18 protein-coding genes and 2 pseudogenes are annotated in these 19,574 nt (G+C 67.9%); 8 read left to right on the forward strand and 12 right to left on the reverse strand.

The features are described from left to right. Positions 1 to 92: 92 nt before the first annotated feature. Positions 93 to 1,247, reverse strand: coding sequence for a site-specific integrase (locus LOS78_RS00730; RefSeq protein WP_230376456.1), 1,155 nt, complete (start codon positions 1,245 to 1,247; stop codon positions 93 to 95). A gap of 219 nt (positions 1,248 to 1,466) precedes the next feature. On the opposite strand from LOS78_RS00730, the gene LOS78_RS00735 reads away from it, so the two are divergent. The 3 genes and pseudogenes from LOS78_RS00735 (at position 1,467) to LOS78_RS00745 (ending at position 4,863) form a co-directional block, all read left to right on the forward strand. Next, positions 1,467 to 2,906: a DUF6880 family protein gene (locus LOS78_RS00735; RefSeq protein WP_230376457.1), complete on the forward strand. Its 1,440-nt coding sequence runs from the start codon at positions 1,467 to 1,469 to the stop codon at positions 2,904 to 2,906. A gap of 303 nt (positions 2,907 to 3,209) precedes the next feature. After that, positions 3,210 to 3,305 (forward strand): annotated as a pseudogene (locus LOS78_RS00740) (IS66 family insertion sequence element accessory protein TnpB); the annotation flags it as partial. A 59-nt stretch (positions 3,306 to 3,364) separates the two neighbouring features. Then, positions 3,365 to 4,863: pseudogene (locus LOS78_RS00745) on the forward strand (IS66 family transposase). A gap of 3 nt (positions 4,864 to 4,866) precedes the next feature. Here LOS78_RS00745 and LOS78_RS21990 read toward each other — a convergent pair. Together LOS78_RS21990 and LOS78_RS00750 are read right to left on the reverse strand one after the other, a co-directional pair. Then, the gene (locus LOS78_RS21990) at positions 4,867 to 4,995 is read right to left on the reverse strand and encodes a hypothetical protein (protein WP_256380873.1); all 129 of its coding nucleotides are present in this window, start codon (positions 4,993 to 4,995) and stop codon (positions 4,867 to 4,869) included. Position 4,996: 1 nt separating this feature from the next. Next, a complete protein-coding gene (locus tag LOS78_RS00750; RefSeq protein WP_230376458.1) occupies positions 4,997 to 5,512 on the reverse strand; it encodes a DUF1697 domain-containing protein in 516 nt (171 codons plus the stop codon). Between the two features lie 162 nt (positions 5,513 to 5,674). On the opposite strand from LOS78_RS00750, the gene LOS78_RS00755 reads away from it, so the two are divergent. Genes LOS78_RS00755 through LOS78_RS00775 form a run of 5 tightly spaced genes read left to right on the forward strand, consistent with a single transcriptional unit; the run spans position 5,675 to position 11,138 of the window. Further along, entirely contained in the window at positions 5,675 to 6,823 is a 1,149-nt protein-coding gene (locus tag LOS78_RS00755) for an ABC transporter ATP-binding protein (RefSeq protein WP_230376459.1), read from the forward strand. Further along, a complete protein-coding gene (locus LOS78_RS00760) occupies positions 6,814 to 7,782 on the forward strand; it encodes an ABC transporter substrate-binding protein (RefSeq protein ID WP_028714544.1) in 969 nt (322 codons plus the stop codon). The genes LOS78_RS00755 and LOS78_RS00760 overlap by 10 nt, the downstream gene beginning before the upstream one ends. A gap of 5 nt (positions 7,783 to 7,787) precedes the next feature. After that, entirely contained in the window at positions 7,788 to 9,515 is a 1,728-nt protein-coding gene (locus tag LOS78_RS00765) for an iron ABC transporter permease (RefSeq protein WP_028714543.1), read from the forward strand. Then, positions 9,503 to 10,621, forward strand: coding sequence for an MBL fold metallo-hydrolase (locus tag LOS78_RS00770; protein WP_230376460.1), 1,119 nt, complete (start codon positions 9,503 to 9,505; stop codon positions 10,619 to 10,621). Before LOS78_RS00765 ends, LOS78_RS00770 begins: the two co-directional genes overlap by 13 nt. Continuing rightward, positions 10,554 to 11,138, forward strand: a complete 585-nt coding sequence (locus LOS78_RS00775) for a protein phosphatase (protein WP_028714541.1) — start codon at positions 10,554 to 10,556, stop codon at positions 11,136 to 11,138. The genes LOS78_RS00770 and LOS78_RS00775 overlap by 68 nt, the downstream gene beginning before the upstream one ends. A gap of 211 nt (positions 11,139 to 11,349) precedes the next feature. Here LOS78_RS00775 and LOS78_RS00780 read toward each other — a convergent pair whose 3' ends face one another. The 9 genes from LOS78_RS00780 to LOS78_RS00820 form a co-directional block, all read right to left on the reverse strand. Next, the gene (locus LOS78_RS00780) at positions 11,350 to 11,694 is read right to left on the reverse strand and encodes a RidA family protein (protein WP_028714540.1); all 345 of its coding nucleotides are present in this window, start codon (positions 11,692 to 11,694) and stop codon (positions 11,350 to 11,352) included. Positions 11,695 to 11,723: 29 nt separating this feature from the next. After that, positions 11,724 to 12,851 (reverse strand): FAD-binding oxidoreductase, encoded by a 1,128-nt coding sequence (locus LOS78_RS00785; protein WP_028714539.1) that lies wholly within the window; start codon positions 12,849 to 12,851, stop codon positions 11,724 to 11,726. Beyond that, positions 12,848 to 14,227, reverse strand: a complete 1,380-nt coding sequence (locus tag LOS78_RS00790; protein ID WP_230376461.1) for an NAD(P)/FAD-dependent oxidoreductase — start codon at positions 14,225 to 14,227, stop codon at positions 12,848 to 12,850. The genes LOS78_RS00785 and LOS78_RS00790 overlap by 4 nt, the downstream gene beginning before the upstream one ends. Then, on the reverse strand, positions 14,224 to 14,517 hold the full coding sequence (locus LOS78_RS00795) for a (2Fe-2S)-binding protein (RefSeq protein ID WP_028714537.1): 294 nt from the start codon (positions 14,515 to 14,517) through the stop codon (positions 14,224 to 14,226). The genes LOS78_RS00790 and LOS78_RS00795 overlap by 4 nt, the downstream gene beginning before the upstream one ends. Then, positions 14,501 to 15,628: an FAD-binding oxidoreductase gene (locus LOS78_RS00800; RefSeq protein WP_028714536.1), complete on the reverse strand. Its 1,128-nt coding sequence runs from the start codon at positions 15,626 to 15,628 to the stop codon at positions 14,501 to 14,503. The genes LOS78_RS00795 and LOS78_RS00800 overlap by 17 nt, the downstream gene beginning before the upstream one ends. Next, positions 15,625 to 16,425, reverse strand: a complete 801-nt coding sequence (locus LOS78_RS00805) for an ABC transporter permease (RefSeq protein ID WP_028714535.1) — start codon at positions 16,423 to 16,425, stop codon at positions 15,625 to 15,627. The genes LOS78_RS00800 and LOS78_RS00805 overlap by 4 nt, the downstream gene beginning before the upstream one ends. After that, a complete protein-coding gene (locus LOS78_RS00810; RefSeq protein WP_230376462.1) occupies positions 16,422 to 17,324 on the reverse strand; it encodes an ABC transporter permease in 903 nt (300 codons plus the stop codon). The genes LOS78_RS00805 and LOS78_RS00810 overlap by 4 nt, the downstream gene beginning before the upstream one ends. Further along, a complete protein-coding gene (locus LOS78_RS00815; RefSeq protein ID WP_028714533.1) occupies positions 17,321 to 18,382 on the reverse strand; it encodes an ABC transporter ATP-binding protein in 1,062 nt (353 codons plus the stop codon). Before LOS78_RS00815 ends, LOS78_RS00810 begins: the two co-directional genes overlap by 4 nt. A gap of 72 nt (positions 18,383 to 18,454) precedes the next feature. Continuing rightward, on the reverse strand, positions 18,455 to 19,492 hold the full coding sequence (locus tag LOS78_RS00820) for an ABC transporter substrate-binding protein (RefSeq protein WP_028714532.1): 1,038 nt from the start codon (positions 19,490 to 19,492) through the stop codon (positions 18,455 to 18,457). Between the last annotated feature and the right edge of the window lie 82 nt (positions 19,493 to 19,574).

The raw sequence follows: 19,574 nt of genomic DNA on the forward strand, positions 1-19,574 counted from the left end.
CGCGAACTGTGCGCGCCCAATTTCTGGGCTTTCTCGAAGGGTAGCCGCGCGGAACTACGCGATCAATCGAAAAGGGACGTGGCGGGGCGCGATTATCCCAGGGATTGCCTGAGGTTCTGTGCCACCGCATCGGCAGCCATCCGCACCGGCTCGGCCGCGAGGTGAGCGTAGCGCGCCGTGGTCTGGACCTGCGTGTGACCAAGGAGCTTCCCGATCATCGGCAGGCCCTGACCCGAGGCGACAGCGGTCGACGCGAAGGTGTGGCGCAGGTCGTGGATGCGGACGTCCTTCACGCCGGCGCGGGCGCGGACGCGCTGCCAGAAGGGTTGGAGATCGCTCAGACGCTTGCCGGGCAGGGTGCCGGCGATGACCCAAGGGTTGCCCTCGATGCGCTGGGCGTCGCGGAGCAGGTCGACGGCGGGCTGGCCGAGATGGACGACCTTGGCGCCGGACTTGGAATCCGGAAGGCGCAGGACGCGCTCGGCCAGATCGACGTATGACCATTTCAGCGTCATGATCTCGTTCAGTCGACAGCCAGTCAGGATCAGCAGGCGGGCGGCGAGAATGGCCGAGGGCAGTTCGATCCTCTCCGCCTCCATCTCGCGCAGCACCTCGCCGATCCGGCGCAGTTCCGCCGCGCTGAGGAACCGCTCGCGCTTCTCCTCGGGGTACTTCCGGATGTGCTTTCGCGGGTTGGTGCCGTCCGGACGCAGGCCCCACATCTCGGCGAGGCTGAACATCTTCGAGACCACTTCGAGGCAACGGTTCGCCTGATAGGGGATGTGGCGGAGGTCGTGGTGGAACTTCGCCACGTCCGCCCGGGTGATGCCGGTGACCGTCAGCTGCCCGAGCGCGGGCAGAATGAAGCGTTCGAGGTTCCGGCGATACTCCTTGGCCGTGCTCGCCTTCACGCGGATCGCGATGTGCTCCTTGTCGAACCGCTCCGCCAGCTCCTTCACCGTGATCGCCTTGCGCCCCGCGTCGCGTTCGGCAGCGGGGTCCGCGCCATTGCGCGCGGCGGCGACGATGGAGATGGCGCGGTTGCGGGCCTGCTCGCAGGTGAGGACGGTGCTGGGCCCGAGGCTGATCCGCCGGGACCGGCGTCCAGCGCGATATTGAACCACGTAGCCCTTGCGCCCGCTCGGCAGTACGCGCAGCCCGAAGCCAGGGATCTCGCTGTCCCAGACGAAGTATTCGGCGGAGCGGGCTTCTGCGGCGTCGACGAGGCGTTTGGTGATCCTGGGCATGGCACTCTTCGGTGGTTCTTTCGCCGTTCCACAGTGCTGAAGCCAGGGCGACAGTCAACGAACACATTGAAATTGCGAAGGAAAAGGAAGTGGCTCGCATTTCCGCGCAATGCGTTACAGCGCGCCGATGCGGGATATCGACGAGCCCAGCGAATCAGAACGCAGGTTCCGGCCCCCGCGGACCGCTGATAGGCTCAGCGAAAAGAATCTGGCGATCCGATGGCGTCCAAGACCACCCTCAATGCGAAGAACCTCGAAGCGCTGGGCGCAGAGCGCCTGGCGCAATTGCTGATCGAGGTCAGCACCGGCAACGCAGCCGCCAAGCGCAAGCTCCGGCTCGCACTGGCGGGCGCCCAGAGCCCGAGGGAGGCGGCGCGGGAGATCACCAAGCGGCTGACCAGCATCGCCCGGGCCCGCAGCTTCATCACCTGGAAGAACCGCAAGGCGCTCGTCACGGATCTCGAAACCCAGCGGCGCGCCATCGTCGAGCAGATCGCGCCCGCCGATCCGGATGAGGCAGTGGCGCTCATGTGGCGGTTCATGGCGCTGGCCACACCGGTGTTCGAACGCTGCGACGACTCCAGCGGCACCGTCATCGGCATCTTCCACGAGGCCTGCGCCGATCTGGGTCAGCTCGCGGCGAAGGTCCGGCCGGACCCGCAGGCGCTCGCCGGCACTGTTCTCGATGCGCTGCAGGACAACGGCTATGGCCAGTATGACGGACTGATCGGCATCATGGCGCCGGCGCTCGGCGACGCGGGGCTGGCGGCCCTGAAATCGATGGCCGAAGAACTCGGTCGCTCACCTGTGCCGGTTCTGCCGAAAGACCAATGGAAAGCGGTGGGCTGGGGCACGGGCGGCACCACCTACGAGCACGAGATGCGGGCGCGTGAGCGTACCAGCACGGTCGCCATGGCGCTCAAGGACATCGCCGACGCGCAGGGAGACGTCGACGGCTTCATCGCCCAGTACGATCCGAAGACGCGCAAGGTGCCGCAGATCGCGGCGGAGATCGCGCAGCGCTTGCTCGCGGACGGCAGGGCAGGCGAGGCGCTGGGGTTCCTCGAGCGCGCGGAGCTCGGCGACGGGCTGCGGGTTCCTCTGGCCTGGCAGGACATTCGCCTGCAGACGCTGGAGGCGCTGGGTCGCGGCGAGGAGGCGCAGTCGTTCCGGTGGGACTGCTTCGAGCGCACGCTCTCCGACAGCTACCTGCGGGCCTATCTCAAGCGGCTTCCCGACTTCGACGACATCGAAGCCGAAGAGCGCGCGATGGCGCACGCCATGGCCTATCCGAGCCTTCTCCACGCCCTGCAGTTCTTCCTCGACTGGCCGGCGCTGGATCGCGCCGCCGACCTCCTGGTGGCCCGACACGACGAGATCGACGGGGATCACTACGAGTATCTCGCCCCCGCAGCGGTGGCCCTGTCAGAGCGTCATCCGCTGGCCGCGACGCTGGTGCTCCGCGCGATGATCGACTTCACGCTCTCCAGATCCCGGGCGAAGCGGTATCGCTATGCCGCCGAGCACCTCGCCAGCTGCGCGCGGCTCGCGGGCGACATCCCGGACTTCGGTGCGTTCGAGACGCACGACGCCTATGTCGCCCGGTTGAAGGAGGAACACGGCAGGAAGTTCGGCTTCTGGTCGCTCACCGCCGCCTGATGGTCGTGCTACCGGAAAATCAGGTTCCGGCCCGTTGGAAGCATTATGGAAGCACGAGGCCGAAAAACGCTGCGCAATCCCGACAGATCGTGCGAAGCGGAGCCTCGGCTCCGGGATCGGCAAGTGTCGGAAATTGCGCAAGAACTCGCGGTTCCGAGTGATTGTTCATGGTTCGTTCGACACGACTCATAACCTGAAGGCCGCAGGTTCAAATCCTGCCCCCGCAACCAAGAAATTCCTTATATTACAGCTACTTAAGCCTCCTCCGGGAGGCCTTTTGCATTCGCGCTCCAGCCGCTCCGGAAGGTGGCGCTGACGCCGGCGCAGCTGTCGATGCTCCTGGAAGGGATCGACTGGCGCGCGCCGGAGCGGACCTGGAGGCCCTTGGCGGCAGGCTAATCCAAGGGGCATGCAATCGCAGGATTCCCACAAGGAATCCCGTGAGATAGACTTCTCCCATGCTCGATCACACCCTGACCCTGCCGGACGACCCCGAGGAGCTTCGCAGCTTCACCGCGCGGCTTCTGGCCGAGGTGAAGGCGCAGGCGATCCTGATCGAGAAGCTGCGCCACCAGTTGGCCGGGCACCGGGCGCAGCGGTTCGGAGCCTCGTCGGAGACGGCCGAGCAGCTGCAACTGGCGCTCGAGACCAGCGAGATCGCCGCTGCCGCGATGACGGCGCGGATGAAGCTGCCGGACATCGAGGAGAAGGACCGCCCCAAGCGCCGGCCGATCCCGGATCACATCCCGCGGATGGAAGTGGAACTGACCCCGGGCGCCGAGGCCTGCGCCGATTGCGGCGGGCGGCTGCGCCGGATCGGCGAGGATGTGACCGAAGAGCTGGAGTATGTGCCGGGACGCTTCATCGTGAACCGGATCGTGCGGCCCCGGCTGACCTGCGCCTGCTGCGAACGGTTCGTCCAGGCCCCGCTGCCGACGCGCCCCATCGAGCGCGGCCGTCCCGGGCCTGGCCTGCTGGCCCATGTCCTGGCCAGTAAATATGCCGACCATCTTCCCCTCTATCGCCAGAGCCAGATCTTCGAGCGCGAAGGTATCGACCTCGACCGCTCTACTCTGGCGGACTGGGTCGGCAAGACCACCGCCCTGCTGGAACCGCTGTCCGAGGCCATCGGGCGCCATGTCCTGTCGGCCGAAGCGATCTTCGTGGATGACACGCCCGTTCAGATGCTGGCGCCGGGCACCGGCAAGACCCAGACCGCGCGGCTCTGGACCTATGCCCGTGACGAGCGCCCCTGGGGCGGGGATGCTCCACCAGCGGCATGGTATCGGTTCTCCGGCGACCGGAAGGGCCAGCACCCCAAGGATCACCTCGCCCGGTTCCGCGGCTGGATGCATGCCGATGGCTATGCCGGGTTCGAGGACCTCTATCGCTCCGGAGCCATCCGCGAAGTTGCCTGCATGGCTCATGTCCGGCGCAAGTTCGTCGACATCCACCGGTCGCAGGCGTCCCCCATCGCCGAAGAGGCCATCGCCCGGATCGCCCAGCTCTACGCCGTCGAGAAGGAGGCCCGAGGCTCGCCGCCTGACCCTCGCGCGCAACTCCGCCGCGCCCATGCCGCCCCGGTCTTCGACGATCTCGAGGTCTGGCTGGCCATGCAGCTCACCACGATCTCGGGTAAATCCCCACTCGCGGCCGCCATCCGCTATGCGCTAACTCGCATGGAGCGCCTGCCCCCTACCTTGATCACGGCATCCTCGAGCTCGACAACAACGCCGCCGAACGCGCAATGCGCGCCATAGCCCTCGGGCGGAAGAACTACCTCTTCTTCGGATCAGAAGCGGGCGGCAAGACAGCTGCCATCGCCTACACGCTGATCGAAACCGCCAAGCTCAACGCAATCGATCCCCACGCCTGGCTCGCCGACACCATCGCCCGCATCCCAGACTACAGGATCACCAAGGTCGACGACCTGCTGCCCTGGCGATGGAACGGGTAGCGGTCAGGCCGGACGGTTACCGTGAAGCGTCAGATCGAGCGCCATCCGCTTGCCCTTGGTCGGCACCGGCGTTGCCACGATCTTCTCGATCAGGCCCGAGCCTGTTCCGTCGTTGGCGGCTGGTCCGGGCATCTCATATCGAGGCCGCGAGCTCGGCGAGTTTTGCGATGGTATTCATGTTGCGAGCGGTGCCATCCGCGGCTGCGGGAATCGCCAGCTTCGAGCGGCCCATGCCCGCCGCGCCATAAGCCACATAGATTTCCCGCTTGCCCAGCCGAACCTCTTCGTCCTTCCGGTGCTTCATCGTTTCGAGCGTGTCGGCGGGTGGCGGGCTGTCCAGAAATATGGCGACAGTCCCGCTGGGCGGGGCGTCAGGAAACGGGTTCGCGTTGAGAACGTCCGCCATTTCTTTCGCGGTGCGCAGGATGACGCCGACCGGCTTGCCGGCATGGTCTTCCAGACGTTTCTCAAGCGCCCGCTTGACCTCCAACGCGGGCCGGTCGGACGAGAATACGACATTGCCGCTGGCGATATAGGTGCGGACCTTGCCGAAACCCTCGGCGGCGCACATCGCCTTCAACTCCGTCATCGGCAGCTTGCCTGTTCCGCCGACATTCACGGCGCGCAGCAGTGCAACGTATGAGACCATTCGATCTTCTCCCCAGCGTCGGCAAGGCAGTGGCTGGCTGAATGCGCCAGCATCGTGCATCCGAACCGCAAGGTTCATCAAGATTTTACAGAACGGCCACGCTCATGTCATGCCGCCGCTGCATCAGTCGCGCCGGAAATGACAGGAAAGGGACAGCGCGGCATGACGGGTTTGCGGCTGTCGAACATCGGCAAGAGCTATGGCGAGACCAGGGTTCTGTCGGGTATCGACCTCGACATCGCGGTGGGCGAATTCGTGGCCGTGCTTGGCCCCTCGGGCTGCGGCAAGACCACGCTGCTGCGGCTGGTTGCAGGCTTTGACCGCCCCGATGAAGGCACGATCACCCTGGGCGACCGGCAGGTGGCGGGTGGAAATGTCATGGTGCCGCCCGAAGGGCGCGGCATCGGCATCGTGTTCCAGAACTACGCGCTGTGGCCGCATATGTCGGTGGCGGAAAATGTCGGCTATGCGCTGAAGGTGGCGCGCCTGCCCCGGGCCGAACGCGAGGCCAGGGTGGCCCGGGCGCTGGACACCGTCAACCTGGCGCCCTTTGCCGGCCGTCGCCCGGCTGATCTGTCGGGCGGGCAACGCCAGCGGGTCGCGCTGGCCCGCTGCCTGGCCGCCGGTTCGGATCTGGTGCTGCTGGATGAGCCGCTGGCCAACCTGGATGTGCATCTGCGCGCCACGATGGAAGACGAGTTCCACCGCTTCCACCGCGAAAGCGGGGCGACGCTGGTCTATATCACCCATGACCAATCCGAGGCGATGGCCCTGGCCGACCGCATCGCGGTGATGGACAAGGGCCGCCTGCTGCAATGCGCCAGCCCCCGGCTATTGTATCGCGAACCTGCCGACGCCACGGTGGCCGGTTTCATCGGGGGCGGGCTGGTGCTGCCGGTCGAGGGCCTGCGCCCCATGGGGAACGGGCTTGCCATGGCCGATCTTCTGGGAACGCGCGTCCGGCTGCGCTGCCATGCCGGGGAAACCGCCCGGCAATTGGCCATGGCCTCGACCCATCCCGCCGATATCCAGCCCGTCCATCCGGGCGAGGCCGGCATCCCCGCCCGTGTCACCGCCCGCACCTATCGCGGCGGCAGCTGGTCCTATGAGCTGCGCCCCGAGACGGATCCGTCCCTCCGGCTGCCCATGGTGCTGCCCGACACGGCCACGCCGCCCGAACCGGGCGCGCGCCTTGACCTGGCGTTCCGCGACCTCTGGGCCATCCCGCTTCCCGGCACCTCCGCTCCCGGTGCGGCGCCGATCCCTTCCTCCTCCTCTTCGCATCTTACGGAGCAATTCCAATGCGCCTGACTGTCACCACCCTTGCCCTGATGCTGTCCGCGACCGCGGTGTCGGCGCAGACCACGCTGACGCTCTACACCTCGCAATCGCCGGAAATCGCGCAGCAGACCGTCGATGCCTTCATGGCCAGGCATCCCGACATCACCGTGGAATGGATGCGCAACGGCACCTCGCAGCTGATGAACATCCTGACCGCCGAGCAGGAAGCCGGCGGCATCAAGGCCGACGTGCTGCTGGTTGCCGACAGCATCAATCTGGGCACGCTGAAAAGCCAGGGCCTGCTGCTGGCCTGGCCCGAAGCGCCGCTCGAAGGTATCGACCCGCTGATGTATGATGCCGACAAGACCTTCTTCGGCACCAAGATCTCGTCTACCGGCATCGTCTACAACACCCGGATCGCCGCGCCCGTCACGGGCTGGGCCGATCTGTTCCAGGACGCCAATGCAGGCCAGATCGTCGCCCCGAGCCCGCTTTATTCCGGCGCGGCGCTGGTCCACATGCATTCGCTGCTGCAGGACGCCGCCCAGGGCTGGGACTATTACGAGCGTCTGAACGCGCTTGGCGTGGTGCCCGAGGGCGGCAATGGCCCGGTGCTCAAGGCCGTGGCCGGGGGCCAGGTGAAGTATGGCGTCAACATCGATGCCGATGTGCTGCGCGCCAAAAGGGCAGGCTCGCCGGTGGAATTCGTCTATCCGGCCGAAGGCGCCACCTTCTTCACCGAGCCGGTGGCGATCCTCGCCGGCACCGATCAGGTGGAAGCGGCCCGGACCTTCGTCAGCTTCGTGCTGTCGGAAGAGGGCCAGAAACTGGCGGCCGAACAGGGCTACATGCCGGTCGATCCCAAGGTCGCGTCGCCCGAGGGGATGCCCGCGCTGTCCGAGATCAAGCTGATGCCGCTGGATGCCGACCGTGCGGTGGCCGAGGATGTCGAGGCGCGCGCCAGGTTCACCGAAATCTTCGGCGGCTGATCGGGATGACCTCCATCCCGAACAGCGCAGGGGCGCCGCGCGCGCCCCTTTTCCGGCTTTCCTCCGAAAGGATCGTTCTGGCCCTGCTGGCCGTGCTGATCCTGTCGGTTTCCGTCGCGCCGATGTTGCGGCTGGCGCAGGCGGCCCTTTTCGATGATGGCGGTCTGGCGATCGAGCGGCTGGCAAAGCTGTTCTCGCGCCCGCAGACCGGGGCGGCGATCTGGAACACCATCCATATTTCGCTGGCCTCGACCCTTGTTTCCGTGCTGGTCGGCACGATCTTCGCGGTGATCATGGTGCAGACCGACCTGAGCGGCAAATCGGCGCTGGTCTTTGCCTTCGTGCTGCTCCTGATGATCCCCCCGCAGGTGACGGCCATGGCCTGGATCCAGGCCTTCTCGCCTTCCAGCCCGGTGCTGGGCTTCCTCGGCCTGTCGATGGAGGCGGGCACGCGGCATCCCTTGTATTCCAAAACCGGGATCATCCTGCTTCTGGGCATCTACAACGCACCGCTGGTCTATCTTGCGATGCAGGCCAGCCTGCGCCGCATTCCGCTGGATCTGGCCGAGGCGGCACGCGCCGCCGGCGCCGGTCCGGGCCGGGTGCTGCTGACCGTGATCCTGCCTTTGGCACGCGGCGGCATGGTGGCGGCGGCCAGCCTCGCCTTCGTCTCGGCCATCGGGAATTTCGGCATTCAGGCCATGCTGGGCATTCCCGCACGCGTGCCGACGCTGATCACCCAGATCTATCAGCAGATCAATGGGCTGGGGCCAGGCGCCCTGCCGAACATGGCGGCGTTGTCCTTGGTGCTGACCGCCCTGACCGTGGCGGGCGTGCTGCTGGCCGCGCGCGCGGGCGATCGCAGCGATACCCGCGTCGATCTGGGCAGCCGCCCGCTGATGCTTCCGCTGGGCCGGGCCGGGGCCGTGGTCGCGGCGCTGCTCTGGGGCTATCTCATCGTTTCGCTGCTGCTGCCGCTGTCGGCGCTGCTCCAGACTTCGCTGGTTACCGCCTACGGCCTGCCGCTGACAGCGGAGACGATGACGCTGAAGAACTACGTCTCGGCGCTGTTCCAGCAAGTGTCGCTGCGCGATGCCTTCGTCACCTCGCTGTGGCTGACGCTGGTCACCGTGGGCTTCCTGATGCTGGCCTCGGTTTTCCTGGGCTATTTTCTGACATGGCGGCGCGGGCCCTTGGTGCGGCTGCTCCAATTCGGTTCCGAGGCCGCCTATACCCTGCCCGGCATCACCCTGGGCGTCGCGATGATCCTGCTGTTCCTGCGGCCGTTGCCGGGGATCGGGGTTTCGATCTATGGCACGCCCTGGATCATCCTGGCGGCCTATGTCGCGGGCTTCTTTGCGCTGGCGCTGCGCCCGGTGCTGTCGGGCTATGCCCAGATCGACCGCGCGCTGGAAGAGGCCGCCCGGGTCGCGGGCGCGGGCTTCCTGCGCCGGATGCGCGACGTGATCTGGCCGCTGATCGCCCCGACCGCCGTCGCCGCCGCTGTAATCGTCTTCATGACCGCGATCAACGAGATCCAGACCTCGATCCTGCTGATCTCCTCGGGCACCCGCACCATCGGGCCGATGATCATCTTCCTCGAGGAAGGCGGGGCCTCGACCCTTGCCGCCGCCGTTGGGTGCCTGATGATCCTGGGCGTGCTGGCGCTGATGCTGCTGTCGACGGCGCTGTCGCGCTTTCTGCCGAAAGGCGTGTTGCCATGGCAGTTCTGACGGCATTCAGCGGGTTGGGCGGCAAATCCCCGGCGGCCTTCCTGCTGGAGATCGCCGGGCGGCGCATCCTGCTGGACCTGGGCGAGGGGCCGACACCGGGCCAGCGCCCGGATATGGACGGCATCGGACGGGTCGATGCGATCTTCCTGTCCCATGCGCATATCGACCATGTCGGGGCCATCGACCTGTGGCCGCGGCTGGGCTGTCCGCCGGTCTTTGCCAGCCGAGCCACCTTCGACGCCCTGCCACTGCTGGGCCGGCATCTGCCGCCCGAAGCCTGCCGCGCCCTGCCGCTGCAAGGCCCTGCGCAATTGCTGGGCCTGCCTGTCTTGGTCGGGCGCAGCGGACATGCTATGGGCGGCATCTGGCTGCATCTGTCGCAGGAGGGCGGCGCGCTTTACATGGGCGACTGGAGCCGGGAATCCGGGCTTCTGCCCTTCGATCCCCCGCCCCGGGCAGATCTGGTGATCACCGATCTTTCCTATGGCGACCGCGATCAGGCGTTGGCCGAGCAGGGGCCGGCGCTGGCGGACAGCATCGTCCCCGGCACGGTGCTGCCGGTCCCTATCCTCGGGCGCGGCGCGGATATGGCGCTGCGACTGTCCGCCCTTGGCCTGTCGCCGGTTGTCTGCCCGCAGGTCCGGGCCGAGCTGCAGGGGGCGTTGCCCGATCTGCGCAGCGTCACCACCCCGTCGGAGGCTCGCGAGGGCGATGTGATCATTGCCGCAGATACCGAGCGACTCGGCGATCTGGTGTCATGCCTAATTGCCGATCCGCGAGGCTGGCGCTTCATCTTCACCGGTCATGTCGCCCCCGGCAGTGCGGCGGCGGGGCTGATCGCCGAGGGTCGCGCCAGCCGGCATCCCTGGAACGTGCATCCCCGTGCCCGCGACCAGATCTGGCTGGCCGAAATCACCGGCGCGAGGCATCTGGTTCCCGCCTTCGGGGCGTTGGACGATGCCCCTGAGCTTGCGCTGGCCCTGGCCCCGATCTGGCGACCGGACCGGATCTGCCCCCCGACAAAAGAAAGCCCAATCCATGCTGATCAAGGAAACCACCCGCGAGCGGGCCGAGAACGACACCACGATCCTTGTCCCGGTCCATGACCTGGTCCTGCCCCAGGGCCGGATCTGCCGCCTTTATGTCGGCAACCTGACCGGCGCCAGCGACGGCGCCGCGCTGCTGGCCGCAGGCATCACCTCTTCGCTGAATGTGTCGTTGAACATCGACGTCGCGCCCCTGCAACTGTCCGACGGCACCCATATGCGCCGCGCCAAGGTGGGCCTGATCGACGGGGCGGGCAATACGCCCGCCCACCTCGCCGCCGCCGTGCTGGCGCTGGAAGGGTTGGTCACGCAGACCAGCCCCGGCAAGCCGAACTATCCCGCCCATCGCGCTGGGCATGTGCTGGTGAATTGCCGGGGCGGGCGGTCGCGATCGGTCATCGTGCTGGCGATATACCTGCATCTGCGCGCGCCCGGGACGTTCCCGACACTCGACAGCGCGGTATCCCATATCCGCAGGGCGCGCGGCAATTCGGACACCTACCCGCTGCCCCCGATGCTGGATCTGGCGCGCGCGGTTCTGGCCAGCGGTAGCCTGCCCGCCCTGCTGCAAGGTTAGTCCTTCCCGGGTTCGTCGCAAGCGCGGCCGGCTTGACAGGAGGCGAACAAGCCGCAGCAAAGGGACGACAAGCGGGTCTCCCAGATCGTGCAGGTCCTTGATCCGCTGCCGAGACGCTTTTCATCGGGGAGAGCTGCCCGCCGTCACAGGCAGCTTTCTTGAAACGCCTTGTTGATCGGCTGGCCGGGACGGTGCCCGACCAGCCCCAGGATCAGCGCACGGCCGAGACGACGATCTCGATCAGCACGCCCTTGCCCAGTTCGGCTACGCCGATGGTGGCGCGGGTCGGCAGATGCCCGGCGGGCAGCCATTCCAGCCAAGCCTCATTCATGCCCTCCTTCTGGTCGAAATCGGTGATGTAGAGCATCGCCGTGACCAGCTTTTCCTTGCTCGAGCCGACCTCGGCCAGCAGCTTGTCGATCTTGGCGCAGATCTGGGCGGTCTGGCCCTTCATGTCCTGGGCCAGGTCGTCGGCGATCAGCCCGCCGAAGTGCAGGATGCCGCCGGCCTCTACGATGCGGTGGTTGATCCGGGTCGGGAAATGGCGCTGGATCATCGGGTTTCCTTTCGTTGGGAAGGTTGTGATCACGCGGCGAAGCGCGCGATCGAGAAGGGCGCCAGGGGCGCATTCGTGCCGCCGGTGGCGATCAGCCCGGCCATGATCTCGCCCACGCCCGGGCCCATCTGGAAGCCGTGGGCGGAAAAGCCGAAGGCGTGGAACAGCCCCTCGTGGCGGGCCGAGGCGCCGATGACCGGGATGTCGTCGGGCATGCGCGCCTCGACCCCGGACCAGCTGCGGATGATCTGGGCGCCGCGCATGACCGGGAACAGCTCGGCGGCGGTCTGCGCCGTCAGGCGCAGTTCGGGAAACAGGATCTCGGACATGTTCGAGGCCGCATCGGCGCGGCCGCGCCTGCCGCCGCCGATGACCACGGTGCCGTTCGGCATCTGCTTGAAGGACAGGGGCCGTCCGGTCGCGCCCACCACCGCGTCGCAGAAATGCGGCAGGCGGTTGGTGACCAGCATCATCGGCGCGATGGCCTCGACCGGGGCCGGCTCGCCCAGTATCCCCGCCAGCCGCCCGCCCCAGGCGCCCGCGGCGTTCAACAGGCGCGGGGCACGGAAATCGCCCTGGGGCGTCGTCACGATCCAGCCGGCGTCGCGGCGGACGGCGGTGGCGGGGCAGCCTTCATGGAAGCGCACGCCCAATGCGGCCGCCTTGCGCTGAAAGGCGAAGGTGGTCTTGTAGGGCTGGGCGAAGCCGTCGCGCAGCGCCGCCAGCCCGCCCAGGGCGTGATCGGCGACGGCGGGCAGCAGGCGACGCAGCTCGGCCTGGTCCAGCATCACCTCGTGGTCGAAGCCCATGGCGCGCAGGTCGGCGGCGCGGGCGGCAAGGCTGGCCAGCTCGGCCTCGGTTTCCGCCACCTTGATCTGCGGCGCGATCTGGAAGCCGCAATCGTCGTCCAGGAAATCGGCGATGCCATACCAGATCTGCATGGAATGCTGCGAGATCGGCACCTCGGCATAATGCCGGCCCAGCCGCCGCACCCCGCCGGCGTTCACGCCCGAGGCATGGCGGCCGACGCTGTCCTTTTCCAGCACGATCACCGACATGCCGCGCAGCGCCGCATGCAGCGCCGCCGAGCAGCCATGGATGCCGCCGCCGACCACCAGCAGGTCGGCCGAGCGGCCGGAATGCAGCGCCGCCGTCATTCCGCGGCGATTCCGGGGGCGAAGCCGGCCAGTTCGGCCAACGGGATCGGCTTTAGCGGCGGCCGGATGCGGTAATAATCGGTGACCTGCGGGTCCTCGCCCTTGCGCGCGGCGATGATGCCGGCGACGGCAAGGCCGCAGACCCGGCCCTGACACGGACCCATGCCGGTGCGCAGCATGGATTTCACCTGGTTGGGGCCGGGGGCGCCGAGATCGACGGTGGCGCGGATCGTGCCGGCCGTGACCTCCTCGCAGCGGCAGATGATGGTGTCGTCGGCGGGAGCAAGCACCTCGGGGGCAGGGGCGTAGAGCGCCTCCAGGAACGGCCGGATCGCGGCGTCGCGCGCCAGCGCCGCCCGCAGCCGCACGATGCGGGCGGGATCGCCGCCGGTGATGGACAGCGCCACCAGTCGGCCCTGCAGGGCGGCGGCCCTGGCGCCGCCGATGCCCGCGCCGTCGCCCGCGACGTAAAGTCCGGGGACCGAGGTCTGGCCGCTGGCGTCCAGCACCGGGCGGAAACAGTGCTGGCCGGCGTCCCAGAGGTGATCGGCGCGCATCAGCCGGGTGACCTGCTGGTTCGGCACCACGCCCTGATGCAGCGCTATGCTGGTCGTCTCGATCCGCTGCGCGCGGCCGCCGACGGCAAAGACCAGCGCCCGGGCGGCATCCGCACCCTCGACGGCAAGGCCGGTGGCATGGCGGTGGATCGGCACGCCCGCCGCCTTGACCTTGCGCATCAGCGCCAGCCCCTTGGCCAGGTAGGAGCGCGCCCGCAACGCCCGCAGCAGATGCGGCAGCGCCGCCCGCGTCCGCCCGCGCGGCAGGTTCTCGACCACCGCGCGCGGCGGGCAGCCGGCATCGACCATCTGCGCCGCCAAGAGCCACAAGAGCGGGCCCGAGCCGACCAAAACCGCATCCTCGGCCACCACGCCCGAGCCCTTCAGCAGGATCTGCAGGGCGCCGACCGTGGTGACGCCGGGCAGGGTCCAGCCGGGGATCGGCATGGGCCGTTCCAGCGCGCCGGTGGCGGCGACGATGGCCCCGGCGCGCAACTGGTGCGAGACGCCCTGGTGCGAATAGTCGATTACCCGGTCGGTGCCGATGTTCCAGACCAGCGCGCCGGGCAGGTAGGTCGCACCCGAGGCGCGGAAGCTGTCGGCAAGGCTGCGGCCCTCGGCATAGTCGGGGCCCAGGATCTGCAGGCGGCGCGGGCCGGCGGTCTCGATGCCGCGATAGATCTGGCCGCCGGGGGCCGGGGCCTCGTCCAGCAGGGTGACGGAAAGGCCGGCTTTGGCGGCCTCGGTCGCGGCGGCCATGCCGGCGGGGCCGGCGCCGATAACGACAAGATCGGCGAAGGGGATGGTCTGCTGGGTCATGGATGCACCTCTGCCGCGCCGCGCTGGCGGCGCACAGTCAAGCCTTCGGTCACGGGGACCATGCAGGCCTGCCGGTTCGGCTGGCCGTCGATTTCCACCAGGCAGTCGAAACAGGCGCCCATCATGCAGAAGATGCCGCGCGGCTGGCCCGAGACCGCGCTGTCGCGCAGGTCGCGGATGCCGGCCGCCGTCAGGGCCGCGGCGACGCTGTCGCCGGCCCGCGCCTCGATCCGGCGGCCTTCGAAGGTGAAGCTGAGCGTCGCCCCTTCGGGGTCAATGCGCCGTGGCATGTCCAAATCTCCTTGCGGTGAAGCGTTCGACCTGTGCGTCCAGCCGGCCGCGCGCGATCATCGGCGCCAGGGCCAGCGCATGAGCGCCGGCCAGCGTGACGCCGGAATGGCAGTTGATGGAAAAGGCGCCGGGAAAGCCCGGGGATTCCTGGTAGATCGGAAAGCCGTCCAGGCTGAGCACCCGCACCGCGCCCCAGCTGCGCACCACCCGCAGCTGGGCGATGGCGGGAAAGCAGCGCACGGCATGGCGGGCGATGTCGCGGATCACCGAACTGACGCTGTCGGTGGAATAGCCGGTATCCTCGTGGCTGTCGCCCATCATCACCGTGCCCTCGGCGGTCTGGCGCAGCACATGGGTCGGCATCGGCAGCAGCGGCGCCGCGCGCTCGGTCACCAGGATCTGGCCCTTTTCCGCGCGCAGCGGGATGGTCATCCCCAGCGCCGGCGCCAGTGCGGTATTACCATGCCCGGCGGCCAGCACGATCTTGCCGGCGCGGTATGTCCCCTTGGCGGTGCGGGCAAAGAACCCCTGGCCGTCGCGCCCGACCTGATCCGCACGCGCATCCGGCACATAGCGCCCGCCCCGCGCGGCGATGGCGGCGTGCAGCCCGCGCAGCAGCCGCAGCGGGCTGGCATGGCCGTCATGCGGCGACCAGCTGGCGCCGATCACGTCCGGCCCCAGCCCCGGCAGCATGGCGTCGAGCTGCTGGCGGTCGATGATCTCGGCCCCGTAGCCTGCGGCGCCGTTCACGTTGTGCATGCGGGCGATCTGGGCGCGCTTGGCCTCCAGCTCGGATTCCGACAGCATGAAATGCACGCCGCCGGGCTTTTCGTAATCGGGCGAGATGCCGCTGTCCTGCTCCAGCAACCCGGCGAATTCCGGCCAGAGATCCGCGGAATGCCGGGTCCAGCGGGCATAGTCGTGCAGGCCGTCGCCCTTGGACTGCACCCAGACCAGCCCGAAATTGCCCCGGCTGGCGCGCAGCGCCACGTCGCCTTCGTCCAGGACGGTCACCCGCTCGCCCTCGCGCGCGAGGCCGTAGGCCAGCGCTGCGCCGACCAATCCGCCACCGACCACCAGCGTGTCGGCGGCGCGTTCGTTGGAAGTCATGTCTTGCCTTCTCCGATCAGGAGTTTGTCGAGCCCGTAAAGCCGGTCCACCGCCAGCATCAGGGCCACCGTGAACAGGATCGCCACCGTCGAGACCGAGGCGACCAGCGGGTCCGTGGTCTGCGCGATATGCGAGAACATCCGCACCGGCAGCGTCGTGGTCGAGGGGCTGGCGATGAACACCGTCACCGTCAGTTCGTCGAAGCTGGTGATGAAGGCCAGCACCCAGCCGCCGACGATGCCCGGCAGGATGGTGGGTAGGGTGATGCGGCGAAACACCGTCCAGTCGGATGCGCCCATGGCGACGGCCGCCCGCTCGGTCGCGGCGTCCAGTCCCACCACCGAGGCCAGCACCAGCCGCAGGATGAAGGGCGTGACGATCACCACATGGCACAGCATCATGCCAGTGAAGGTGCCGCTGATGCCCACCAGCGTCAGGAAGCGCAGGAAGGCGATGCCCAGCACCACCGTCGGCACCATGAGCGGCGACATGAACAGCGCCTGCAGCGCCTCGCGACCCCGGAAGCTGCCGCGACCGATGGCCAGCGCCGCCGGCACCGCCAGCACCGTGGCCAGCGTCGCCGCGATCAGCGCCAGCTTCAGGCTGATCCAGGCCGCGGCGATGAAGTCGGGATTGTCGAGGATGGCCCGGAACCAGCGCAGCGACAGGCCGCTGGGCGGAAATTCCAGATAGCCCGTGGGCGTGAAGGACACGCCGATCACGACGAGGATCGGGGCCAGCATGAACAGCGCGAACAGTGCGCAGAAGGCCTTGGCGAAGATCCCGTTGCGTCTCATGCGTATTCCTTTCCGACGCGGGCCTCGACCAGCCGAGTCCAGATCAGCATCACCGCCATGATCGCCACCAGCAGGATCATCGCGATGGCGGCGCCAAGCGGCCAGTTCAGCGTGTTCATGAACTCGTCATGCACGGCGGTGGCGGCGACCTTGACCCGGCGCCCGCCGATGATCGCGGGCGTCGCGAAGGCCGAGGCCGAAAGCGCGAAGACGATCAGCGACCCCGACAGCACACCCGGCATCGCCTGCGGCAGCACCACACGGCGAAACACCGTCCAGGGCCGTGCGCCCAGCGATTCCGCCGCCGCCTCGGCCGAGGCATCGGCGCGCTGCAGCGCCGCCCAGACCGCCAGCACCATATAGGGCAGCATGACATGGACCAGCGCCAGCACGATCCCGCCCGAGCTGTACATCAGCCGGATCGGCCGCTCGATCAGGCCAAGATCCATCAGCGCGCCGTTCAGCACGCCCTTGTTGCCCAAGATGATCGCCCAGCCCAGCGTGCGCACCACGACCGAGATCAGCAGCGGACCCAGCACCACCAGCACCATGACCGAGCGCCAGAACGGCGTCATCCGGTTCAGGAACCAGGCCAGCGGCACACCGATGGCGGCGCAGATCAGCGTCGTGGCCAGCGCGATGCCGAAGGTGCGGCCGAAGATCTCGTAGAAATAGCCGTCGCCCAGCACCTCGGCATAGTTCGCCAGGCTCAGATCGCCGCCGATGCCCTCGTAGAAGTCGAAACTGTTGAAGCTGAGCACCAGCGTCATCAGCAGCGGCACCAGCAGCATCAGCGCGAAAAGCAGCAGCATCGGCGCCGACAGCAGCCATTTGCGCGCGGCGGGCGGCAGCGCGGGGCGCGCGGTCTCGCGCAGGGTTTCGGTGGATGCCATGGTCATGCCGCGCCCTCGACCGGCAGGATGCGCAGATGGTCGCGCTGCCATGACAGGTGCACGGTCTCGCCCGGGGCCGCCTCGGGGCGGCCGGTATTGCGGCGCAGGATCAGCAGCGGCCCCAGCGGCGTTTCCACCTTCAACAGCCACTGATCGCCCAGGAACACTTGTTCCGAGACGGTGCCCGAGACCAGCCCCTCGCCCTCGGCCACCAGTTCGATGCGTTCCGGGCGCAGCGCCAGTTCCACCTCGCCCGGCGGCAGATCGGCCGCGGGGCCCTGCAGGCGCAGCCCGCCCAGGTCCAGCGCCGAGCCCTCGGGGCCCTTGCCGAACAGGCGCCCGCGCAGGCTGTTGCTTTTGCCCAGAAAGCCCGAGACGAAAGAGGTCTGCGGCGCCTCGTAGGCATCGAAGGGGGCGGCGGCCTGTTGCAGCCGGCCGCGCTCCATGACGATGACCTGATCGCTCAGCGCCATGGCCTCGGACTGGTCATGCGTGACCAGCAGCGTGGTGACGCCGGCCTCGCGCTGGATGCGGCGCAGTTCCAGCTGCATCTCTTCGCGCAGCTTGGCGTCCAGGTTCGACAGCGGCTCGTCCAGCAGCAGCAGTTCGGGTTGGATCACCAGTGCCCGGGCCAGGGCCACGCGCTGGCGCTGGCCGCCGGACATGGCGCGCGGATAGCGGTCGGCCAGATGCGACAAATGCACCAGGTCCAGCGCCTCGGCCACGCGGCGCTTGCGCTCGGCCCGGTCGACCTTGCGCATCTCGAGCCCGAAGGCGACATTCTCGGCCACCGTCATGTGCATGAACAGCGCATAGGTCTGAAAGACGATGCCCAGCCCCCGCTGCCGCGCGGGCACGGCGGCCAGGTCGCGGCCGTTCAGCAGGATGCGACCCGAGCTGACCTCCTCGAAGCCCGCGATCATCTGCAGGGTGGTGGTCTTGCCGCAGCCCGAGGGGCCCAGCAGCGACACGAAACTGCCGCGCTCGACGCTGAAGCTGAGCGAATCGACGGCGGTGAAGGTGCCGTATGTCTTGGTCAGGTTGACCAGGTCCAGGAAAGCCATGCGATTTCTCCGTGCCGTAGGGTGCGGGAAACGGGCGAGGCCGTTGCCGGCCCCGCGCGACGGTTCAGGCGGTCAGCGCTCGACCTCGCGCGCCCAACGCTGGGTCCAGTCGTCGCGATTCTGGTTGATCGTGTCCCAGTCCACCGTCACCAGCGACTGGATCTTGTCGCCATAGGGCAGGCTTTCGGCCAGTTCCGGCGGCAGCACCGACTTGGTGTTGACCGGGCCGGCACCCATGGCATCGGCGAATTTCACCTGCACCTCGGGGTCCAGAAGATAGTCGATGAAGGCCTGCGCCTCGTCGGGGACGTCGCTGTCCACCACCGGGCAGGCAGCCAGCAGCAGGGCCACGGCCCCGTCCTCGGGATAGGCGAAGCCGGCCGGGAAGCCGGTATCCGCCAGCGACTTGGTGCGGCCCGAGCCCCAGACCGACAGCGCGATTTCCTCGGACTGGAACAGTTCCGACATCTTGCCGGCCGAGGGTTCGAAGACCAGCACGTTCGGCGCCACCTCCTCGGTCATGGCGGCGAAGCCGGGTTCGATATCCTTCTCGCCGCCGCCCGCGCCACGCGCCAGCATCACCAAGGCGTGCAACCCGTAGGTGTTGGAAATCGACGGAATCGACAGGATCTGGTCATATTTCGGATCCTTAAGATCCTGCCAGCTTTTCGGTGGCTCCCAGCCCTCGCGTTTGAACCAGTCCTTGTTATAGGTGAAGCCGGTCGCGACGAAGCCAAGGCCGATGGCGTTCTTGCCGATGCGGGCCAGTTCGTAGACATCCTTCTTGATCGGCGTATCGGCCAGCGGCGCGCAGAATCCCAGCGCGTCGGTCTGGTACATCGGGCCATCGTCCAGCAGCACCACGTCCAGTTCCTGGGCGCCCTTCTGGGCCTGCAGCCGCGCCAGGTTCTCGGTCGAGTTGCCGGGCACGAAGGCGATCTTCACGTCATGGGTCTTTTCGAATTCGGGGATCAGCAGCTCTTTCATCAGCGTCTCGAAAGAGCCGCCATAGCCGCCAACGGTCAGCGTCTTCTGCTGGGCCAGCGCCGGGCCGGCAAGTGGCAGGGCGCAAAGCAGGGTGGAGGCAAGGGCATAACTGGAGCGTTTCATCTGGCAATCCCTGTTGGTGTTTTTCTTGGCTCAAGGATTGGCGCTTTTCAGAAGCCTGACAATTGAGTTTAGTTCGGAGAGT

Source organism: Paracoccus sp. MA (assembly GCF_020990385.1).
In the GTDB taxonomy this organism is placed as follows: Bacteria; Pseudomonadota; Alphaproteobacteria; order Rhodobacterales; family Rhodobacteraceae; genus Paracoccus.

Bases quoted from the DNA above. Each gene is read 5' to 3' on its own strand.
- LOS78_RS00730 (WP_230376456.1), bottom strand. From the start codon at position 1,247: ATGCCCAGGATCACCAAACGCCTCGTCGACGCCGCAGAAGCCCGCTCC.
- LOS78_RS00735 (WP_230376457.1), top strand. From the start codon at position 1,467: ATGGCGTCCAAGACCACCCTCAATGCGAAGAACCTCGAAGCGCTGGGC.
- LOS78_RS21990 (WP_256380873.1), bottom strand. From the start codon at position 4,995: ATGCCCGGACCAGCCGCCAACGACGGAACAGGCTCGGGCCTGATCGAG.
- LOS78_RS00750 (WP_230376458.1), bottom strand. From the start codon at position 5,512: ATGGTCTCATACGTTGCACTGCTGCGCGCCGTGAATGTCGGCGGAACA.
- LOS78_RS00755 (WP_230376459.1), top strand. From the start codon at position 5,675: ATGACGGGTTTGCGGCTGTCGAACATCGGCAAGAGCTATGGCGAGACC.
- LOS78_RS00760 (WP_028714544.1), top strand. From the start codon at position 6,814: ATGCGCCTGACTGTCACCACCCTTGCCCTGATGCTGTCCGCGACCGCG.
- LOS78_RS00765 (WP_028714543.1), top strand. From the start codon at position 7,788: ATGACCTCCATCCCGAACAGCGCAGGGGCGCCGCGCGCGCCCCTTTTC.
- LOS78_RS00770 (WP_230376460.1), top strand. From the start codon at position 9,503: ATGGCAGTTCTGACGGCATTCAGCGGGTTGGGCGGCAAATCCCCGGCG.
- LOS78_RS00775 (WP_028714541.1), top strand. From the start codon at position 10,554: ATGCTGATCAAGGAAACCACCCGCGAGCGGGCCGAGAACGACACCACG.
- LOS78_RS00780 (WP_028714540.1), bottom strand. From the start codon at position 11,694: ATGATCCAGCGCCATTTCCCGACCCGGATCAACCACCGCATCGTAGAG.
- LOS78_RS00785 (WP_028714539.1), bottom strand. From the start codon at position 12,851: ATGACGGCGGCGCTGCATTCCGGCCGCTCGGCCGACCTGCTGGTGGTC.
- LOS78_RS00790 (WP_230376461.1), bottom strand. From the start codon at position 14,227: ATGACCCAGCAGACCATCCCCTTCGCCGATCTTGTCGTTATCGGCGCC.
- LOS78_RS00795 (WP_028714537.1), bottom strand. From the start codon at position 14,517: ATGCCACGGCGCATTGACCCCGAAGGGGCGACGCTCAGCTTCACCTTC.
- LOS78_RS00800 (WP_028714536.1), bottom strand. From the start codon at position 15,628: ATGACTTCCAACGAACGCGCCGCCGACACGCTGGTGGTCGGTGGCGGA.
- LOS78_RS00805 (WP_028714535.1), bottom strand. From the start codon at position 16,425: ATGAGACGCAACGGGATCTTCGCCAAGGCCTTCTGCGCACTGTTCGCG.
- LOS78_RS00810 (WP_230376462.1), bottom strand. From the start codon at position 17,324: ATGACCATGGCATCCACCGAAACCCTGCGCGAGACCGCGCGCCCCGCG.
- LOS78_RS00815 (WP_028714533.1), bottom strand. From the start codon at position 18,382: ATGGCTTTCCTGGACCTGGTCAACCTGACCAAGACATACGGCACCTTC.
- LOS78_RS00820 (WP_028714532.1), bottom strand. From the start codon at position 19,492: ATGAAACGCTCCAGTTATGCCCTTGCCTCCACCCTGCTTTGCGCCCTG.